This window comes from Streptomyces ferrugineus, assembly GCF_015160855.1.
Taxonomy (GTDB): domain Bacteria; phylum Actinomycetota; class Actinomycetes; order Streptomycetales; family Streptomycetaceae; genus Streptomyces; species Streptomyces ferrugineus.
This window is the reverse complement of record NZ_CP063373.1, coordinates 8,758,861-8,776,442: the sequence shown is the minus strand read 5'-3', so window position 1 is coordinate 8,776,442 and position 17,582 is coordinate 8,758,861. Positions and strand designations below refer to the sequence as shown.

Here is a 17,582-nt window from a genome sequence, read left to right as displayed (position 1 = left end):
TGGCACGGGCCTCGTACCTCAGGTCTTCTTCGTGGGGAGGCCGTGCTCGATGACGTCCAGCGTGCGGTCGAGGAGGTCGAGGAGGTCGTCCTTGAAGTCGTTCTCGGCCCAGTACACGGAGATCTCCGCGAGGCCGCCGATCAGGGACATCGTGTAGACCCGCGCCTCCAGGCTGTCCTGCTCCAGGCCGGTGCGCTCGGCGACGGCGTCGGCGAGCATCCGGCCGGTGACCGACATGCTCTCCAGCATCCGGGAACGCACCGCCGGGACCTGGACCAGCAGATGCGTCCGCAGCCGGATGGCCTCGGGCTCGTCCGCCATCGCGGCGCTGATCGCCAGCCGCATGACATACCGCAGGGACTCGAGCCACGGCTCGTCCGCCGGCCGCTTGCGCAGCTCCTCCAGCAGGATCGGGTCGTACTCGTCCGTGAGGACGATGTCCTCCTTCGTCGGGAAGTAGCGGAAGACCGTGGACGGCGACACCTCGGCGCGCTCCGCGATCTGCTCGATCGTGGTGGCGTCGTAGCCCTGTTCCCTGATCAGCGCGTAGGTCGCGGCGCGGATCGCCGTCCGGGTCTTGATCTTCTTCCGCTCACGAAGCCCCAGCTGGGGACGGTCGGTCAGGGGAGAGGAGTGTGCGGAGGTCATGGGGCTCATTGTCGGGCATCGGCCTGCTCGGCAGCCATGTCCGGGGCCTCGGGCTCCTCCTCGGCGGGCGCGCTCGGCAGGAACGCCGCCGCCAGCAGGGCGGAGACGAGGGCCGCGATCCCGCAGGCCAGCAGCACGACGCCCATGCCGTGGACGTACGCGCCGTTCGCGGAGGCCACCAGCTCGGCCGCCCTGCCGGGGCCCGCCTCCCCGGCGACGATGTGCGCCGCGACCACGGACTCCCCGGCGGTGTCGGCGGCCCGCTCGGGCAGCCCCGTGACGTCGAGCCGGTCCCGGAAGGCGCCGGCGAGCACGCTGCCGAGCACCGCGATGCCGATCGCGCCGCCGACCTGGCGCATCGTCATCAGCAGCCCGGAGCCGCTGCCGGCGCGGTCCCGGGGCAGGGCGCTCAGACCGCCGTTCATGGCGGGGATGAGCGAGAGACCGAAGCCGAGACCGGTGATGGACAGCCACAGCGCGACGAAGCCGTAGCCGGAGTCCACCGTCGTACGGCTGCCCAGCAGCCCGGCGAAGGCCAGCACCACCAGGCCCGCGCTCACCGCGGCCCGCGCGCCGAAGCGGGCGACGACCTGCGCGGCGAGGCGGGAGGCGACCAGCAGTCCGCCCATCATCGGCAGCAGCCGCACACCGGTGCCCAGGGCGTCGTGGCCGAGGACGGCCTGGAGGTAGGGCGGCAGTACGAACAGCAGGCCGGTCAGGACGAAGGTCACCAGGGTCGCGGCGACGGTGTTGAACAGGAAGCCGCGGTGGGCGAGCAGGGCCATGTCGAGCATGGGGCGCTCGACCCGGCGCTCGCGCAGCACCAGGGCGGCGATCAGCAGGACGGCCGCGGTGAGCATGCCCAGCACCAGGGGGTCGCTCCAACCGCGGGTGGGCGCCTCGATGATGGCGTAGACGAGAGCGCCGAGGCCGGACACGGCGAGTGCCGCCGAGACGGTGTCGACCTTGGGGGAGGCCGGGTCCTTCGTCTCGGGGAGCAGGAAGACGCAGGCGGCGATGCCGATCGCGGCCATGGGCACGTTGACCAGGAAGACCGAGCCCCACCAGAAGTGGTTCAGCAGCCAGCCGCCGACGATCGGGCCGAGCGGCAGACCGAGCGCGGAGGCGGCGGAGATGATGCCGACGGCCTTGGTGCGCTCCTCGGCGCCGAAGAGCGAGGGCAGCACGGAGAGCGCGAGCGGGGTGACGAGAGCGGCGCCGACGCCCATGGCGGCCCGGGCGGCGATCACCGCGTTCACCTCGCCGGCCAGCGCGCCGGCCAGTGAACCGGCGAGGAAGACGGCGAGCCCGGTGATCAGCATCCGCCGCCGCCCGAACCGGTCGCCGAGCAGGCCCGCGGGGAGCATCAGCGCCGCGAAGACGACGACGTACGCGTCCGCCATCCACTGCTGCTCGCCGGTACTGGCGCCGAGGTCGGCGGCCATCGTCGGCAGCGCCACATTGAGGATCGTCATGTCGAAGCCGAGGGTCAGCATGCTCGCGACCAGGGCACCCAGGGCCCACCAGCGACGAGGATCCGGAGCGACACCAGCTGAAGTGACAGTAGCCATGAAATGAGAGTAACTCTCAAATGAAGGTTGATGTCAATTGATGCCGTCGGTCTTCGGGCGCGCGAAAAGGGCCACGGCTCGCAAGCCGTGGCCCTGGAGGAGCTGTGCGGTGGGTTACCCGTGCTGGTACGCCACCAGCGAGATCCCCACGTAGTGCGTGATGAACGCCGCCAGGGTGAAGGAGTGGAACACCTCGTGGAAGCCGAACCAGCGCGGTGACGGGTTCGGGCGCTTGATGCCGTAGATCACGCCGCCCGCGCTGTAGAGGACGCCGCCGACGATCACCAGGACCAGCACCGCGATACCGCCGGTGCGCATGAAGTCCGGCAGGAAGAAGACGGCCGCCCAGCCCATCGCGATGTAGCAGGGCGTGTAGAGCCAGCGCGGGGCGCCCACCCAGAAGACCCGGAAGACGATTCCGGCCAGCGCGGCCGCCCAGATGCCCCACAGCAGCCACTGGCCCTTGGCCTCCGGCAGGAGCAGTATCGTCAGCGGCGTGTAGGTGCCCGCGATGATCAGGAAGATGTTGGCGTGATCCAGGCGGCGCAGGATGCCGTCCATCCGCCGGCTCCAGTTGCCCCGGTGGTACAGCGCGCTCACACCGAACAGCAGGCAGGCGGTCAGGGCGTAGATCCCGCAGGCGAGGCGTCCCCGGGATGAGTCCGCGAGGGCCGTGAGCACCAGGCCCGCGACCAGCACCGCCGGGAACATGCCGAGATGGAGCCAGCCGCGCAGCTTGGGTTTGATCTCGCCCGTGAGCTGCTGGGCGTGGTGCGCGATCTGGTGCGGCAAGGACGGCGCGGCGGAACCGCGGCCGGCGGCCGGCGTGTCCGTGGGCGCGTCGGGGACGGGCGCAGTCATGGGGGGCATCGTACCTACGGAACCGTAAGTTACGCGTCAGAGTGGCGAGATGAGCGCCGCAAAGTGGCCATCGTCTCATGGGCTACCCGACAGGGGCACACCCGGGGTGAAGCCGTGGTGACGCATCGAAAACATCCGGATGAGTGGTGATGCTCACGCCGCTCACCTGTGATGCCCTCTGGACATATGCGCAGACGCGTCGGATGATCAAATGAGTGCGGTCGGCACCGGATGAGCGCGAAAGATCGCTCGGCGCGGCATCCGGGTCGCGGCCCCCACGGGGCATACAAGGGCATATTCAGGACAAAATCCCTCACTTAGGAGCAACCGTGGCGCGCGACAACGCGGCTCCCCCCGTCGTTCCCACCAACCACCGCGAACTGGTCTCGTGGGTGAACGAGATCGCCGAACTGACGCAGCCGGACAACGTGGTCTGGTGTGACGGATCCGAGGCCGAGTACGACCGGCTCAGTGAGGAGCTCGTCGCGAAGGGCACCTTCAAGAAGCTCGACCCGATCAAGCGTCCCAACTCGTACTACGCGGCCTCCGACCCGACCGACGTCGCCCGCGTCGAGGACCGGACCTTCATCTGCTCCGAGAAGGAGGAGGACGCGGGCCCGACGAACCACTGGATGGACCCCGCCGAGATGCGCGAGGTCTTCTCCGGTGAGAAGGGCGTCTTCCGCGGCTCGATGCGCGGCCGGACCATGTACGTCGTCCCGTTCTGCATGGGCCCGCTCGGCTCCAGGCTCTCCGCGATCGGCGTGGAGATCACCGACTCCGCCTACGTCGCCGTCTCCATGCGCACCATGACCCGCATGGGCCAGGCCGTCCTCGACGAACTGGGCGACGACGGCTTCTTCGTGAAGGCCGTGCACTCCGTCGGCGCCCCGCTGGAGGAAGGCCAGGAGGACGTCCCCTGGCCCTGCAACCAGACCAAGTACATCTCCCACTTCCCGGAGACCCGCGAGATCTGGTCCTACGGCTCCGGCTACGGCGGCAACGCCCTGCTCGGCAAGAAGTGCTACGCCCTGCGCATCGCGTCGGTGATGGCCCGCGACGAGGGCTGGCTCGCCGAGCACATGCTCATCCTGAAGCTCACTCCGCCCACCGGCGAGTCCAAGTACGTCGCCGCCGCCTTCCCCTCCGCCTGCGGCAAGACCAACCTCGCCATGCTGGAGCCCACCATCTCCGGCTGGACGGTCGAGACGATCGGCGACGACATCGCCTGGATGCGCTTCGGCGAGGACGGCCGGCTGTACGCCATCAACCCCGAGGCCGGCTTCTTCGGCGTCGCGCCCGGCACCGGTGAGCACACCAACGCCAACGCGATGAAGACGCTGTGGGGCAACTCGGTCTTCACCAACGTGGCGCTGACCGACGACGGCGACATCTGGTGGGAGGGCATGACGGAGGAGACCCCGGCCCACCTGACGGACTGGAAGGGCCGGGACTGGACGCCGGAGTCCTCGGACCCCGCCGCCCACCCCAACGCCCGCTTCACGGTCCCCGCCTCGCAGTGCCCGATCATCGCGCCCGAGTGGGAGGACCCCAAGGGCGTGCCGATCTCGGCGATCCTCTTCGGCGGCCGCCGCGCCACCGCCGTACCGCTGGTGACGGAGTCCTTCGACTGGAAACACGGCGTGTTCCTCGGCGCGAACGTCGCGTCGGAGAAGACCGCCGCCGCCGAGGGCAAGGTCGGCGAGCTGCGCCGCGACCCGTTCGCGATGCTGCCGTTCTGCGGCTACAACATGGGCGACTACATGGCCCACTGGATCGACGTGGCCAAGGACAAGGACCAGTCCAAGCTGCCGAAGATCTACTACGTCAACTGGTTCCGCAAGAACGACGAGGGCAAGTTCGTCTGGCCCGGCTTCGGCGAGAACGGCCGCGTCCTGAAGTGGATCGTCGAGCGCCTCGACGGCAAGGCCGAGGGCGTCGAGACCCCCATCGGCATCCTGCCGGCCAAGGGCGCGCTGGACACGGACGGTCTCGAACTTTCCGACTCCGACCTGGACTTCCTCCTCACCGTCGACAAGGAGGTCTGGCGCGAGGAGGCCGCGCTCGTCCCCGACCACCTCAACACCTTCGGCGACCACACGCCGAAGGAGCTGTGGGACGAGTACCGCGCGCTGGTGCGGCGCCTGGGCTGAACCCAGCCCTCTCAGACGCCGCGGCCGGCTCCGAGTGTGCCCTGACCAGCAACATCGTCACGGCCGGCCGCGGTGCGGTACGGCGAGGCCGCGCACAACGGCGTGTGTGGCCCTGGGCCTGTCGCTGCCTTCCCCGTCCGCCCCGACGGGGAGTGCGGCAGCGGCAGGCCTTCGCCGATTTAGGGGCGTTGCTGTGAGCGGTCTTCCAAGTAGCGGGTGTGGGTCTCCTGTCTGCGCGCCTCGCCCTCCCTCAGCCCGGCCGCCAGGCCCTCCGCGTCCTTCTTCAGCAAGCCCAACTGACGTTCCAGATGCAGTTCCGGAGACTCCGTGCCCGGCGACATCCGCGTCCACCACCGCGTCCGTACGAAGCTGTCGACCGCCTCGGGAAGGTCGCGCCGCACGATGCGCGAGAGCACATGTACGCCCTCCGGGTCATGGGCGAGCAACTCCGCCACCCAACCCCGGTCGAGCAGCGCGGCCAGTAGCTCGGTGAGTTCGCGCAGTCGGGTCGCGGCCGTGACCGACAGTTCGACGTCCGTCAGATAGCCGCGCAGCTTCTCGAAGTCGTCCCGCAGCTCGTCCAGTTGGGCCGAGGGGTCCGGGAATTCGGGGAGCGCCGGCCGCTCCGGCGGGGCGATCAGGGCGCCCGCGCCGTACAGGCCCGCGACCACGACCGGCCAGTACGGGCCCGCCACCCCCGTGAAGGTCAGCGTCAGGCCGGCCAGCCCGCACGCGCTCCCGGCGATGTTCTTGCGGGACTCCAGGTACGCCACAGCTCTACTGGTAGCCACGGATCTCCTCGAAGGCGCCGTCCAGTGAGCCCTCCTGGGCGTCGAAGAGGCGGCCGCCGGTCAGCTCGGCGATGTGCTCCAGCTCGGACTGGTCGGAGTCGCCGAAGAGGATGGGGAAGACGGGCGTCTCACGCCGGTCGCGGTCCAGCCCGGCGTAGAAGGAGTCGAAGTCCGGCGCCTCGGCGCCCGTGGTGTTCTCGCCGTCCGTCATCAGCACGATCGACGTGAACGTGTCCTGGGATCGTCCGGCGCCGAGATGGTCGTACGCCTTCTCCAGCGAGGTGTAGATCGCGGTGTCACCCTCGGCGGACAGCGCCTCGGTGTCCTCGCGGATCCCTTCCAGGCCGGACCTGGGGTCGGCCGGCTCCACCACATGCGTGCGCACGCTCTTCACCTGCGATCCGAACGGCATCAGAGTGACCTCCTCGCGCTCCCGGAAGTCGGCGGTGAGGTCGGTGAGTGCCCGCTTCAGCTTCGCCAGCCGGTCGCCCTCCATGGAGCCCGAGGTGTCGAGGACGTAGACCGTCCTGGACGGGCGGCGCAGCTCGTTCTCGTACGAGTCGAGCAGTCCGTCGGCGACGGAACGGGTGCCCGGGAAGGGCAGTTCGCGCCGCCGGCCGGTGTCGAGGCCGGGCGCGGGGTCGACGGAGGCGACGACCGGGCGGCGATGGGTGCGCTCGGTGATCAGCCGCTGGATGTCGTCGGTGCGCAGGGCCTCGGCCAGGCGGCGGACGTCCTCGCGGGCCGCGGTGTCCGTCGACGCGAGGGAGGACAGCGGGTAGTCGGCGGTGACGACGCCGTCCTTGGGGCGGATCACGGTCAGGCCCGGGATGCCCTTGAGGACGGACTCGTAGTTGAGCAGCGCGTCGACGTTCCCGCGCCGCTCGTACGCCGCCGCCAGCCAGCCCGAAGAGCCCGACGTCAGCTTCTGCCCGGTGAAGAACTCCTTGAGCTTGGGCGTGGCCTTCGCGACGTCGGCGTCGGTGAGCGCGGACTGGGCGCCGGACAGGGCCGAGGCGACCGAGACGAGGGTGGCGAAGCCGGAGTTGGAGCGGGCCGGGTCGGTCATGCCGTAGGTCAGCCGGCCGTCCTGCACGGCCCGCTCGATCTGCGACCAGGTGACGTCGTCCGGCTTCCAGCCCAGGGTGCCGAGGGCCGTGGTCCGCACGCCGATGGCGACCGGGCTCGACATCACCGGGGTCTCCGACACGACCTTCTTCGCCGCCTCGGGCCGCAGCCGCAGATAGTCGTTGGAGGACAGCCACAGCGCGTCGTACCGCCCGTCCGCCTCGCCCTTGGTCAGCAGCTCCACGGCGTCGAGGGTGCCCATGTAGGTGGGCCGGACCGTGACGCCGGTGTCGTCGGCGATCCGGTCGAGCACCGGGGCCATGTCGCTGAGTTCGCTGGAGGCGAGGACGCGGAGGGTGCCGGGCCGTGGGCCGTTCCGTGCCTTGTCGTCCGTCTTCTGCGAGGTGCAGGAGGCCGTCGTCAGCAGGGCCGCCGCGGCGAGCGCGGCGGCGAGCAGTCGTGTTCTCATCCGAGACCGCCCTCCAGCGCGCCCTGCGCACGGCTGCGCTCCAGGTAGCCGCTCGCGTGCTCCAGTTCGGCGGTCAGGCTCTCCACCGTCGCCGCCATCGCCTCGGTCGCCTGGACCTTGTAGCTGTCGATGGCGTCGAGGGTGCGGTAGATCTGCTGGAAGGCGCCGCGCAGGGTCTCCGCTCCCACCGCCGGGTCGGCGGCGATGCGCTGGATCTCGCCGCTCTGCGTGGCCAGCATCTCCGCGTTGCCCCGGATGAGGTCCTCGGTGGTCCCGCGCAGGGCGTTGACCTGCTCGATGACCTTCTTCTGGTTGTCGAGCGCGGAGGCCAGCATCACGGAGATCCGCAGCGCGGAGACGGTGGTGGTCGCGGCCCGGTCGACGCCCTTGATCAGCTCCTCGTTGTTGCGTCGTACGACGTCCATGGCGAGGTAGCCCTGCGCGCACACCGCGAGCTGGGTGAGCAGGTCCTGGTGCTTCTGCCGGACCGGGAAGAGGACGTCGGCGCGCAGGCTGTCGGCCTGCTGAGGGTCCATGACCCGGCCGATGTGCTGCTCGACGGCCGTGTCCAGGGCCTCGGTCAGCACGACGTACTCCTGGAGCTTGCCCATGGTCTCCCAGAGCCGCACCCGCTCGGTCTGCAGGGCGGCGTTGTCCCGCCGCAGCTCGTCCTGCCCGCCCCGCAGCGATCCCACGATCTTGTTGAGGGTCCCCTGCGCGGAGGCGTACTTGGCGACGTGGTCCCGCAGCCTGTTGCCACCGGGCAGCCTGGAGAGGAACCTGCGTCCCTTGGCGGCGGGCAGATCCCGCGGGTCCAGGTCCTCGACCACCCTCCGCAGCTCGACGAGCGAGCCCGCGACCTGCGACTGGGCGTCCCCGCCCCGGTCGGGCAGGCTGCGGACGGTCCGCTCCAGCATCCGGTTGGACTGGGCGGCGGCGGCCCGCATGTCACCGGCACCCAGCGCGGTGATCTCACCGACCTTGCCGGCGAACTCGGGGGAGCGGGCGTCGAGCGCCGCGAGCCCCTCGACATAGGCGGCGGCCTTGTCGGCCATGCCGGCGCGGACGCCGTCGTCGACCGGGACGAGTCCGCCGGCCTTCTCGCGCGGCACGGCGGCCACGGGCTCTGGCGGTGTGAGGACGAAGGTGTCGTCGTTGTCGTTGTTCATGTGCGGTGGTCCCCCTATCCGCGCGCCCGCCGCGCCAGCTCGTGCAGCACCTCGGAGGTGGGCACGGCCGCCTGGTGGACGCCGGTCAGTTCCTGCTTGAGGTACGTGGTGTCCGAGGCGAACTCGACGGCCTCGCCCTGCGGACGGAACCCGTGCCGGGCCTCCAGCTCGCGCAGCTTCGGATCGTCGGAGAGGAGTTCGGCGACGGCCCTGCCGTTCTCGGTCAGCGATACGACCGTGTGGTCGCTGTTGACCGTGGTGTCCGGGTAGAGGACGACCAGGTCCTCCGGCTGCTGCCCTCGCGCCAATAGCGAGGCGACCTGGGACTCGTAGACCACGACGAGCGGATTGCCGGCACCGCTGACGAAGTCCCGGAAGACGGCGTCACTGCTGGACTGCTGGGCGCCCTGCACACTGACCAGCTTGCGCAGCAGCGGCGCGGTACGGCCGACCTCGGCGTCGGTGGCGACGACCTTGGCGCCGTTCTCGACGTAGGAGGCGGCGGCGAGGTAGAGGGCGCCGGAGTTCGAGGTCTCGGGATCGGTACTGGACAGGTACAGCGTCCCCGTCAACTCCCCGTACTTCTGCGCCCCCTTGAGCTGCTGCCAGGTACGGTCGGCGCGGGCGGCACCCAGATAGGCGGCCATCTTCAGCGTGCCGCGGTGGGCCTCGTCCAGCGTGGCGAGCCCGTTGGCCGCGAGCACCTCGGCGGCGTTCTTGTGCGCCACGACGACGAGGGGCGAGTAGAAGGGCCGCGGCAGCGTCCCCGTCACCTCGTACTTCGCGGCGAGCTCACGGGCCGGCGCCTGGCTCGACGGGAGCGCGAGGTCGTAGCCCTTGAGGTCCAGCCCCTCCATGGCCCAGGACCCGGAGGTCTCGGCCTTCACGGTGTAGCCCTTGGCGGCTAGGGCGTCCACGACGTCGGGATCGGCGAAGAACTCGGCCTTCTCCGACCCGATCACTGCGCGCACGGTCTTCGTTGCCGTGCCCTTGTCCTCATCGCTGCGGCCCGCGACGACGGCGGCCACCACGCCACCGATCAGCAACACCGCGAGGACGATTCCTGCGATACGTCTCACACCGGGAGAGTGCTCGCGGAATCCAACGTTCCCCGTCGAGGGGGATGAACGGGAGGTGTCGTACGGGTCCCGTTACAACACGGGGCCGAGGGGCGCCCCGTTAGGGGCGCGGGGCTGTATCGATATGCGGCTCCGCCGCGTGGGCGCGACCAGCCACAGACAACCCGTGGCCGCCGCACGACAGAAACCCCCACGGCCAAGGCGAACGTCGGCCAGAGCCAACGCAGTGAAGTGTCAGCCGACGCCGGTCAACTCCTGTGGCTCAGCCTGCGCGGCCGCATGCGCATCCATACGCTCGGCGGCCAGAATGGCCGCCGCGGTGTCGGCCCGCGACGCGGCGACGACCAGCGCCCGTCCGGCGAGGGCATGCGCCCGACGATGCAGTGCCGCGAGCTTCGGCTCACCGCCGGAGGCAGCCGTACGGGCCGGCACTCGCCCCTCCCGCAGCCGGGCCACCTGATCGGCGAGCCGTTCGGCGGCCGCGTCGAGGTCGGTGGACGGTTCGAGCGCGCGCAGCTCATCGGTGACGGCCAGCAGCGCCGCGAGGTGCCCCGCGAGCTGGATGTCCAGCTCCTCCTCGCGGGAGCGGTGCGGAAAGTCGGAAGTCGTGCCGGCCATCGTGCTGTGGACCGACTTGGTGCGGATCGGTTCGTACATGGATGGCCTCCTGTGCTGTCAGGAAGCCATCCTAGCTTAGATTCCGTCTAAAGTTGAGCGAGTCTAAAAGATCTACGGCTGGCCGTACCCGTCCAGGAACCGCCCGATCCGCCCCACCGCGTCCCGCAGATCCGTGACCGTCGGCAGGGTCACCACCCGGAAGTGGTCCGACTCCGGCCAGTTGAAGCCCGAGCCCTGGACGACCATGATCTTCTCGCGGCGCAGCAGGTCCAGGACGAGCTGCCGGTCGTCCCTGATCTTGAACACCTTGGGGTCGAGCCGAGGGAAGAGATACAGCGCCCCCTTCGGCCGTACGCACGTCACGCCGGGGATCTGCGTCAGCAGCTCGTACGCGACGTCCATCTGCTCCTTCAGCCGCCCGCCGGGCAGCACCAGGTCGTTGATGGTCTGCCGCCCGCTGAGCGCGGCGACCACCCCGTGCTGACCGGGCATGTTCGCGCACAGCCGCATGTTCGCGAGGATGGTGAGGCCCTCGATATAGGAGTCGGCGTGGGCGCGCGGGCCCGAGATCGACATCCATCCCACCCGGTACCCGGCGACGCGGTACGCCTTCGACATGCCGTTGAAGGTGAGGGTGAGCAGGTCGGGGGCGACGGCGGCGGTCGGGGTGTGGGTGGCGCCGTCGTAGAGGATCTTGTCGTAGATCTCGTCGGAGCAGACGAGGAGGTTGTGCCGCCGGGCGATGTCCGTCAGCCCGCGCAGCATGGCCTCGTCGTATACGGCCCCCGTCGGGTTGTTGGGGTTGATGATGACGATGGCCTTGGTGCGGTCGGTGACCTTGCGCTCGATGTCGGCGAGGTCGGGCATCCAGTCGGCCTGCTCGTCGCACCGGTAGTGCACGGCGGTGCCGCCGGACAGGGACACGGCGGCGGTCCACAGGGGGTAGTCGGGTGCCGGGACGAGCACCTCGTCCCCGTCGTCGAGCAGCGCCTGCATGGCCATGACGATCAGCTCGGAGGCGCCGTTGCCGATGAAGACGTGCTCGACGTCGGTCTCGATGCCGAGGGTCTGGTTGTGCATCACGACCGCGCGGCGCGCGGCCAGCAGGCCCTTGGCGTCGCCGTAGCCGTGGGACGTCGAGACGTTGCGGAGGATGTCCTCCAGGATCTCGGGCGGGCACTCGAAGCCGAACGCGGCCGGGTTGCCGGTGTTCAGCTTGAGGATCCGATGCCCTGCCGACTCGAGCCGCATCGCCTCCTCGAGCACCGGGCCCCGGATCTCGTAACAGACGTTGGCGAGCTTGGTCGACTGGATCACCTGCATGTCATGGAGCTTACGGCCCGGTAACGCACCTTGGGCCGTGTTTTCCGACACGTGAGACGTGGTGGTTTGGGTCGTTATCGCGGGTAACTGTCCCGTCGGCCCCTCTCGCCCTTACAATGCGCGGCCATGTCCAGGCCGCCAGAGTACGAACACGGGATGCACGGAGCGGATGCCGCCGACCACGCGGCCGACGCGCCCGACGTCCACCGTGCGTACCGGGAGGATGGCGGGCCACAGGTACCCCCGCGCGTGTACCACCCCCAGCCCGAGGTGTCCCCGTCGTACGACGAGTACGCCGACCCGGCGACCGCGCACGGCTGGCAGAACGCGTACGACGAGACGACGAAGCTGCCGCCGGTGGTCGACGAGGACCATGGAGCGGCCGACGCGGCGACCGGCGGGACGGCCGGGCCCGGGGGTTATCGCGAGGTCGACGGCTTCCGTCAGGAACGCGGCCGACGCGTGGGCGGCGCGGGCCGGGGCTCGCGGCGCAAGCCCAGTGCCTGGCGCTCGCGGCGCGTGGCGATGGCGGCCGGCGCGGTGGGGGCGGTGTCGGCGGCGGCGCTGATAGCCGGCTTCTCCCTCTCGGGGTCGTCGGCGGGCGGGACACAGGGGGAGGACGACCGTACGAGCCCGACGGCGAAGGACCCGGCGGACCTCACGGGCCCTTCCGAAGGGCCCTCGGCCTCCGTCCGCTCCTCCGACGGCACCGATCCGGCGCGCCCGGGATCCCCGGACGCGTCGGCGAGCCCGTCCGGGGCGGAGGACTCCGACGACGAACCGGCCGAGTCCTCGCCCGGCCCCGCTACGGCGACCGCGCCCACTCCGACCGCCCCCACGACATCACCGGCACCGGCCGAGACCGACGACAAGCCGGGCAGGGGACAGGGGAACCCCAAGAGGCCCAAGTAGCCGCGGGTCCCGGGCGGGCACTCGAAGCCGACGCCTGTGTGACTCGGCCCTTGATCTCAGCCTTTGATCCGGCGGGCGACCGCGCGGACGAGATCGGTCCTGGCGACCTGGAGGGCGAATCCGTCGCCGCCGCCCGTCGCCGGCTTGGCGTACCAGGGCAGGGTCCGCCGCCACTTCGCCGCCCCGAGCTTCTTGGGCAGCGCGGGCAGGGGAGCCGACCAGGTGCCGAGTCCGAGTGAGCCGCGCCAGACACCGGCGGGGAGATCGGTGACGGGGATCCGGACGGTGAACTCACCGCCGCGGTGGGAGTCACCGGAGACCTGGTGGACGACGGTGCGGCCCTCTCCGTCGTCCAGGGTCACGGTGAGGGCGCCCTGCGGGTGCCCGGCGAGCGCGCACCGGCCGGTGAGCTCCAGCTCGGTGGGGGCGTCGGCGGCCCACCGCACCGTCGGACGGGCGGTGAGCCGGCGCCGTACCGGGTGCTTGCGCTCACCGAGGTCGAGCGTGAAGTTGCCGTGCGGGTCGGTGGTGTACAGGGTGACGGCACGCAGGCCCCCGGCGGTGTCCACGATGTGCGTGGTGGCCTCGCCGGACACGTCGCCGGCCCGCTTGCTGCCGATGCGGACCTCGCGCGTGATCCCCTGGGCGCCGATGGCGAGGGAGATGTCCCACAGCCCGTCGCCGAGCGGGCTGCCGTCGGCGGCCGTGGCGATGTCGACGGTGGCCTCGAAGCCGGCCCGGTCGTAGGTGAACCGCCCCTTGTCCTCCTGCGCGCCCGCGTGCGGAGTCGGGGTGTGGGTGACGGGCAGCCGGAACTCCGTCTTGCTGTCGCGCTCGCGCAGCACCAGCTCGGTGCTGACGTCGCGGGTCTCGACGCGGTGGAGGTAGCCGTGCCCGGCCAGGCGCAGCACGGTGCCGCGCAGGTCGGCCCGGGTGACGTGGTGGCGTACGCCGAGCCGGTCGGTGACGTCGTAGCAGATGTCGGGGATGGCGCGGGCGGGGTCGCGCAGGAACGGGTAGCGGGCGAGGGCCCGGCCGCCGTCCACGAGGACGGGAGTCGCCACCTTGCTCCGGGCCAGCTCCCGTTCGAACCGCACGAGGTCGAGCAGCTCGTCCAGCATCTGGTGGCGTACGAGGTGCAGCCGCAGCAGGGCCATGGCCGAGAGCTGCTCGGAGAGCCCCTCGTGCCAGAGCGGTGCGATCGTCTCGGCGAGGCGGGCGAGGGCCTTCTCCTGCACGGGGCGGGGTTCGCGCATCAGATGGTCGAGGAGCTGGCGGACCTCGACGGTGAGGTGGCGGTGCGCCAGGTGGTCGCGGCCCGGGCCGGCCGGCACGTTCTCGAGGATCATGTCGACCATGCGCGGCAGGAAGGCCAGCCGGGGTTCGGTGCCGCCCGTGCGCAGCGTGATGTTGCCCTCGTCCTCCCGGCGCACCCAGTACAGGCAGTCGTAGGAGGCCAGTACGGAGATGCCCCGGGCGTGCAGGTAGGCGGGGCCGACGAAGAGCTGGTCCTCACCTATGGACAGGTCGGTCGGGAACCGCAGCCGGAGCCGCTCCAGCAGCTCCCGGCGGAACATCTTCATCGGGTTGAGCGTCCAGTACACCCGGGACGAGAAGACGTCGGTCCGCGGCTGGTCGCGCTTGAACATCGAGGTGGGCGCGCCTCGCCCGCCGACGCCCACCATCTTGCCCAGCACGACGTCGGTGCCGTTCTCCTCCGCCATGGCCACCATGCGCTCCAGGGCCTCGGGCCCCAGGTGGTCGTCGGCGTCCAGGAAGAACACGAACCGTCCGCGGGCGTGGTCGAGACCCAGGTTGCGCGGCGCGGAGGGGCCGCCGGAGTTCTCCTGCCGGAAGATCCGCAACAGCTGCGGGTACTCGTCGGCCAGCCGGTCAAGTTCCTTGGCCGTGCCGTCTGTCGAGCCGTCGTCGACGACGATGATCTCCAGCCTGTCCCGGCCGATGCTCTGCTCGGCGACAGAAGTGACACATCTGGTCAGATAGGGCATTGCGTTGTACGCGGCGACAATCACCGAGACGGCAGGGCCAGTCATCGTCACGTTCTCCAAGAAATGCGGGGCATACCCCGTTTTCCTGGATGGCTGATGGATTGGCCAATTGGGTGCGGTAATGCACCATTTGCGGGGAGATTTGCCGACAGGGATGTGAAGATATCACGGCTTCCCGGTGCCGGTGACGTGACCTCGTCATCTACGGACTGAACTCACGGGTAAGCAACTCCTTGTCCGCATCCCCCTTGTGCGTGACAATGCGCATGACAAAAGCGTGGGTGGCCGGAGAATCTCCGGTCACCCTCCTCGTATGAGGGGACCCCCACATGAGAAAACCGCTCGGCGCTGCCCTCCTCGCCCTGGCGATAGCCGGGGCCGGCGCCGCACCCGCGGCCGCGGCTCCCGTGGACACGGCCCAGTCCTTCGGCAAGGGTGCCGACACGGACACGGTCACCTCGGTGGTCCGGGACACCGTCACCTCCGCCACGGAGAGCCTCACCCAGGTCCTGAACCCCAAGGTCCAGGCCGTCAACTTCGCGGGTACCGTCTCGCTCAGCAACTGCTCCGGCTCGGTCGTCCGCCTCCCGGACTCCGAGGACAACGACCCGGCGCTCGTGATGTCCAACGGCCACTGTCTGGAGACCGGCATGCCGGGACCCGGCGAGGTCGTCGTCGACCGGGCCTCCAGCCGTACCTTCGGTCTGCTCAACGCCTCCGGGAGCCGGGTCGGCACCCTGCGTGCCAGCAAGATCGCCTACGGCACGATGACCGACACGGACGTGGCGATCTATCAGCTCACCACGACCTACGCCCAGATCAAGAGCCAGTACGGCATCGACGCCCTGACCATGGCCGACACCCACCCGGTCGCGGGCACGGCGATCACGGTCGCCTCCGGCTACTGGAAGCGGCTGTACAACTGCAACATCGACGGGTTCGCGTACCGCCTCAAGGAAGGCGACTGGACCTTCAAGGACTCGGTCCGCTACACCTCCGCCTGCAACACCATCGGCGGCACCTCCGGCTCCCCCGTCATCGACCAGGCCACCAACAAGGTCGTCGCCGTCAACAACACCGGCAACGAGGACGGCCGGCGCTGCACGCTCAACAACCCGTGCGAGGTCGACGAGAGCGGCGACGTCACCGTCCGCCAGGGCATCAACTACGCCCAGCAGACCTACCAGATCCCCGCCTGCTTCGGCGTCGACAACAAGCTCGACCTGAGCGCGAGCGGGTGCGTGCTGCCCAAGCCGTAACCGGCTACGCCGGATACGCGGTTCTGCGGACCGCCCGTCCCGCCAGCACGTCCGTCCGGCGGCCGTCCTCGATCACGAAACGGCCGTCGATCAGGACGTACGGGACGCCTGTCGGTAGCGTGCGCGGCTGCTCGAACGAGGAGCCCGCCGCTACCGTCTCCGGGTCGAACAGCACCAGGTCCGCCCGGTAGCCCTCGCGCACCAGCCCCCGGTCCGGCAGCCGCAGCCGCGCCGCCGGGCGCGAGGTCAGATGGGCCACGCACTCCTCCAGGGACAGCACCCCCAACTCCCGTACATAGCGGCCGAGGTAGTGCGGGAACGTGCCGTACGCCCGCGGATGCGGCTTCGTGCCCTGCAGGATGCCGTCCGAGCCGCCCGTGTGGACGCGGTGCCGCATGATCGTGCGGACGTTCTCCTCGTGGCCGACGTGCTGGAGGATCGTCGAGCCCAGCCGGTCCTGACGGAGCAGCCGGCGCGCGGTCACCCAGGGGGCCTCGCCCCGCGCGTCCGCGGACTGCCGGATCGTACGGCCGACGAAGTCCCCGAGCGCCGGGTCGCTCACGCCCGAGATCTCGATCGTGTCCCACTCGATGGGCACCCCGTGGCAGCCGTCGGCGCCGACGACCTCCATGTGGTGCCGGATGCGCTCGGCGGTGTCGTCGTCCGCCAGCCGGGCCAGCACCGCCTCGGGGCCGCCCTCGCTCGCCCAGCTCGGCAGCATGGCGACCAGGGTCGTGCAGCCGGGGGTGTAGGGGTAGGTGTCCAGGCTGATGTCGGCCCCTTCGGCGAGCGCCTTGTCCAGCAGGGACAGCAGCTCCGGCGCCCGCCCCTTGTTCACGCCGAAGTTCATGGTGGCGTGGGCCAGATGGAGCGCACAGCCCGCCTCCCCGGTCAGGGCCACCATCTCCGCGTACGCCTCCAGGGCCCCGGCCCCGTAGGAGCGGTGGTGCGGGCAGTAGTAGCCGCCGTACCGCGCCACCACCCGGCACAGCTCGGTCAGCTCGGCGTCCTTGGCGTACATGCCCGGCGTGTACGTCAGCCCCGACGACAGTCCGACCGCGCCCTGCTCGAGCCCCTCCGCGACCAGCCGCCGCATCCGGTCGAGCTCGTCCGGCGTGGCCTCCCGGTCCTCCCAGCCCACGGCGAGCGCGCGGACCGTGCCCTGCGGGATGAGGTACGCCGCGTTCACGGCGATGCCCCGGCCCTCGAAGCCGGCGTCGAGACGGTCCAGGTACTCGCCCACCGTCCGCCAGTCGAAGTCGATGTCGTCGCCGGAGCCGTTCCAGCCGGTGATGGCGCGGCGCACCTCGGCTAGGGTGCGGTCGTCGACGGGGGCGTACGACAGCCCGTCCTGGCCGATGACTTCGAGGGTGACCCCCTGCGCGGCCTTCGCGCTGTGGTCGGGGTCCCGCAGCAGCGCCAGATCGCTGTGGGCGTGCATGTCGATGAAGCCGGGGGACAGGACGAGGCCCTCGGCGTCCAACTCGCGCCGCGCCTTCGGCCGTTGGCAGCCGGCGGCGGCCGCCTCCCGCACGATCGACACGATCCGGCCGCCGTCCACCACCACATCGGCGCGGTAGGACGGACCACCACTGCCGTCCACGACCTCCGCGTCCCGGATGACAAGCTCTTCCACGACCGCCACCCCTCGG

14 protein-coding genes are annotated in these 17,582 nt (G+C 70.4%); 3 read left to right on the top strand and 11 right to left on the bottom strand.

Annotated elements, in window-relative coordinates; all coding sequences use genetic code 11:
* Positions 1-18: 18 nt before the first annotated feature.
* From IM697_RS38980 to trhA, 3 genes are all read right to left on the bottom strand, one after another.
* Positions 19-648, bottom strand: a complete 630-nt coding sequence (locus IM697_RS38980; protein ID WP_194041431.1) for a TetR/AcrR family transcriptional regulator — start codon at positions 646-648, stop codon at positions 19-21.
* 5 nt (positions 649-653) lie between these two features.
* On the bottom strand, positions 654-2,219 hold the full coding sequence (locus IM697_RS38975; protein ID WP_194041429.1) for a DHA2 family efflux MFS transporter permease subunit: 1,566 nt from the start codon (positions 2,217-2,219) through the stop codon (positions 654-656).
* A 114-nt stretch (positions 2,220-2,333) separates the two neighbouring features.
* Positions 2,334-3,080 (bottom strand): PAQR family membrane homeostasis protein TrhA, encoded by a 747-nt coding sequence (trhA, locus tag IM697_RS38970; protein WP_194041427.1) that lies wholly within the window; start codon positions 3,078-3,080, stop codon positions 2,334-2,336.
* 329 nt (positions 3,081-3,409) lie between these two features.
* Between trhA and IM697_RS38965 the strand changes: the two genes are divergently transcribed.
* Positions 3,410-5,233, top strand: a complete 1,824-nt coding sequence (locus IM697_RS38965) for a phosphoenolpyruvate carboxykinase (GTP) (protein ID WP_194041425.1) — start codon at positions 3,410-3,412, stop codon at positions 5,231-5,233.
* A gap of 179 nt (positions 5,234-5,412) precedes the next feature.
* Here the strand turns inward: IM697_RS38965 and IM697_RS38960 are convergent, their stop codons facing one another.
* The 6 genes from IM697_RS38960 to IM697_RS38935 form a co-directional block, all read right to left on the bottom strand.
* Complete coding sequence (locus IM697_RS38960; RefSeq protein WP_194041423.1) at positions 5,413-6,024, bottom strand: hypothetical protein; 612 nt, start codon at positions 6,022-6,024, stop codon at positions 5,413-5,415.
* A complete protein-coding gene (locus IM697_RS38955; RefSeq protein WP_194041421.1) occupies positions 6,011-7,561 on the bottom strand; it encodes a substrate-binding and vWA domain-containing protein in 1,551 nt (516 codons plus the stop codon). Before IM697_RS38955 ends, IM697_RS38960 begins: the two co-directional genes overlap by 14 nt.
* A complete protein-coding gene (locus IM697_RS38950; protein WP_194041419.1) occupies positions 7,558-8,730 on the bottom strand; it encodes a toxic anion resistance protein in 1,173 nt (390 codons plus the stop codon). Before IM697_RS38950 ends, IM697_RS38955 begins: the two co-directional genes overlap by 4 nt.
* Before the next feature lie 14 nt (positions 8,731-8,744).
* Positions 8,745-9,809: a hypothetical protein gene (locus tag IM697_RS38945; RefSeq protein ID WP_194041416.1), complete on the bottom strand. Its 1,065-nt coding sequence runs from the start codon at positions 9,807-9,809 to the stop codon at positions 8,745-8,747.
* A gap of 234 nt (positions 9,810-10,043) precedes the next feature.
* A complete protein-coding gene (locus IM697_RS38940) occupies positions 10,044-10,466 on the bottom strand; it encodes an SCO4983 family protein (protein WP_194041414.1) in 423 nt (140 codons plus the stop codon).
* Between the two features lie 72 nt (positions 10,467-10,538).
* The gene (locus IM697_RS38935) at positions 10,539-11,750 is read right to left on the bottom strand and encodes a pyridoxal phosphate-dependent aminotransferase (RefSeq protein ID WP_194041412.1); all 1,212 of its coding nucleotides are present in this window, start codon (positions 11,748-11,750) and stop codon (positions 10,539-10,541) included.
* A gap of 126 nt (positions 11,751-11,876) precedes the next feature.
* Between IM697_RS38935 and IM697_RS38930 the strand changes: the two genes are divergently transcribed.
* The gene (locus IM697_RS38930) at positions 11,877-12,662 is read left to right on the top strand and encodes a hypothetical protein (protein WP_228044342.1); all 786 of its coding nucleotides are present in this window, start codon (positions 11,877-11,879) and stop codon (positions 12,660-12,662) included.
* Between the two features lie 56 nt (positions 12,663-12,718).
* On the opposite strand, the gene IM697_RS38925 is transcribed toward IM697_RS38930, so the two are convergent.
* A complete protein-coding gene (locus IM697_RS38925; protein ID WP_194041410.1) occupies positions 12,719-14,716 on the bottom strand; it encodes a glycosyltransferase family 2 protein in 1,998 nt (665 codons plus the stop codon).
* 284 nt (positions 14,717-15,000) lie between these two features.
* Between IM697_RS38925 and IM697_RS38920 the strand changes: the two genes are divergently transcribed.
* Positions 15,001-15,930 carry a S1 family peptidase gene (locus tag IM697_RS38920; protein WP_194041408.1) on the top strand — a complete coding sequence of 310 codons (930 nt, stop codon included), beginning with the start codon at positions 15,001-15,003 and terminating at the stop codon, positions 15,928-15,930.
* A 4-nt stretch (positions 15,931-15,934) separates the two neighbouring features.
* Here IM697_RS38920 and IM697_RS38915 read toward each other — a convergent pair whose 3' ends face one another.
* Complete coding sequence (locus tag IM697_RS38915; RefSeq protein WP_194041406.1) at positions 15,935-17,566, bottom strand: N-acyl-D-amino-acid deacylase family protein; 1,632 nt, start codon at positions 17,564-17,566, stop codon at positions 15,935-15,937.
* Positions 17,567-17,582 lie beyond the last annotated feature (16 nt).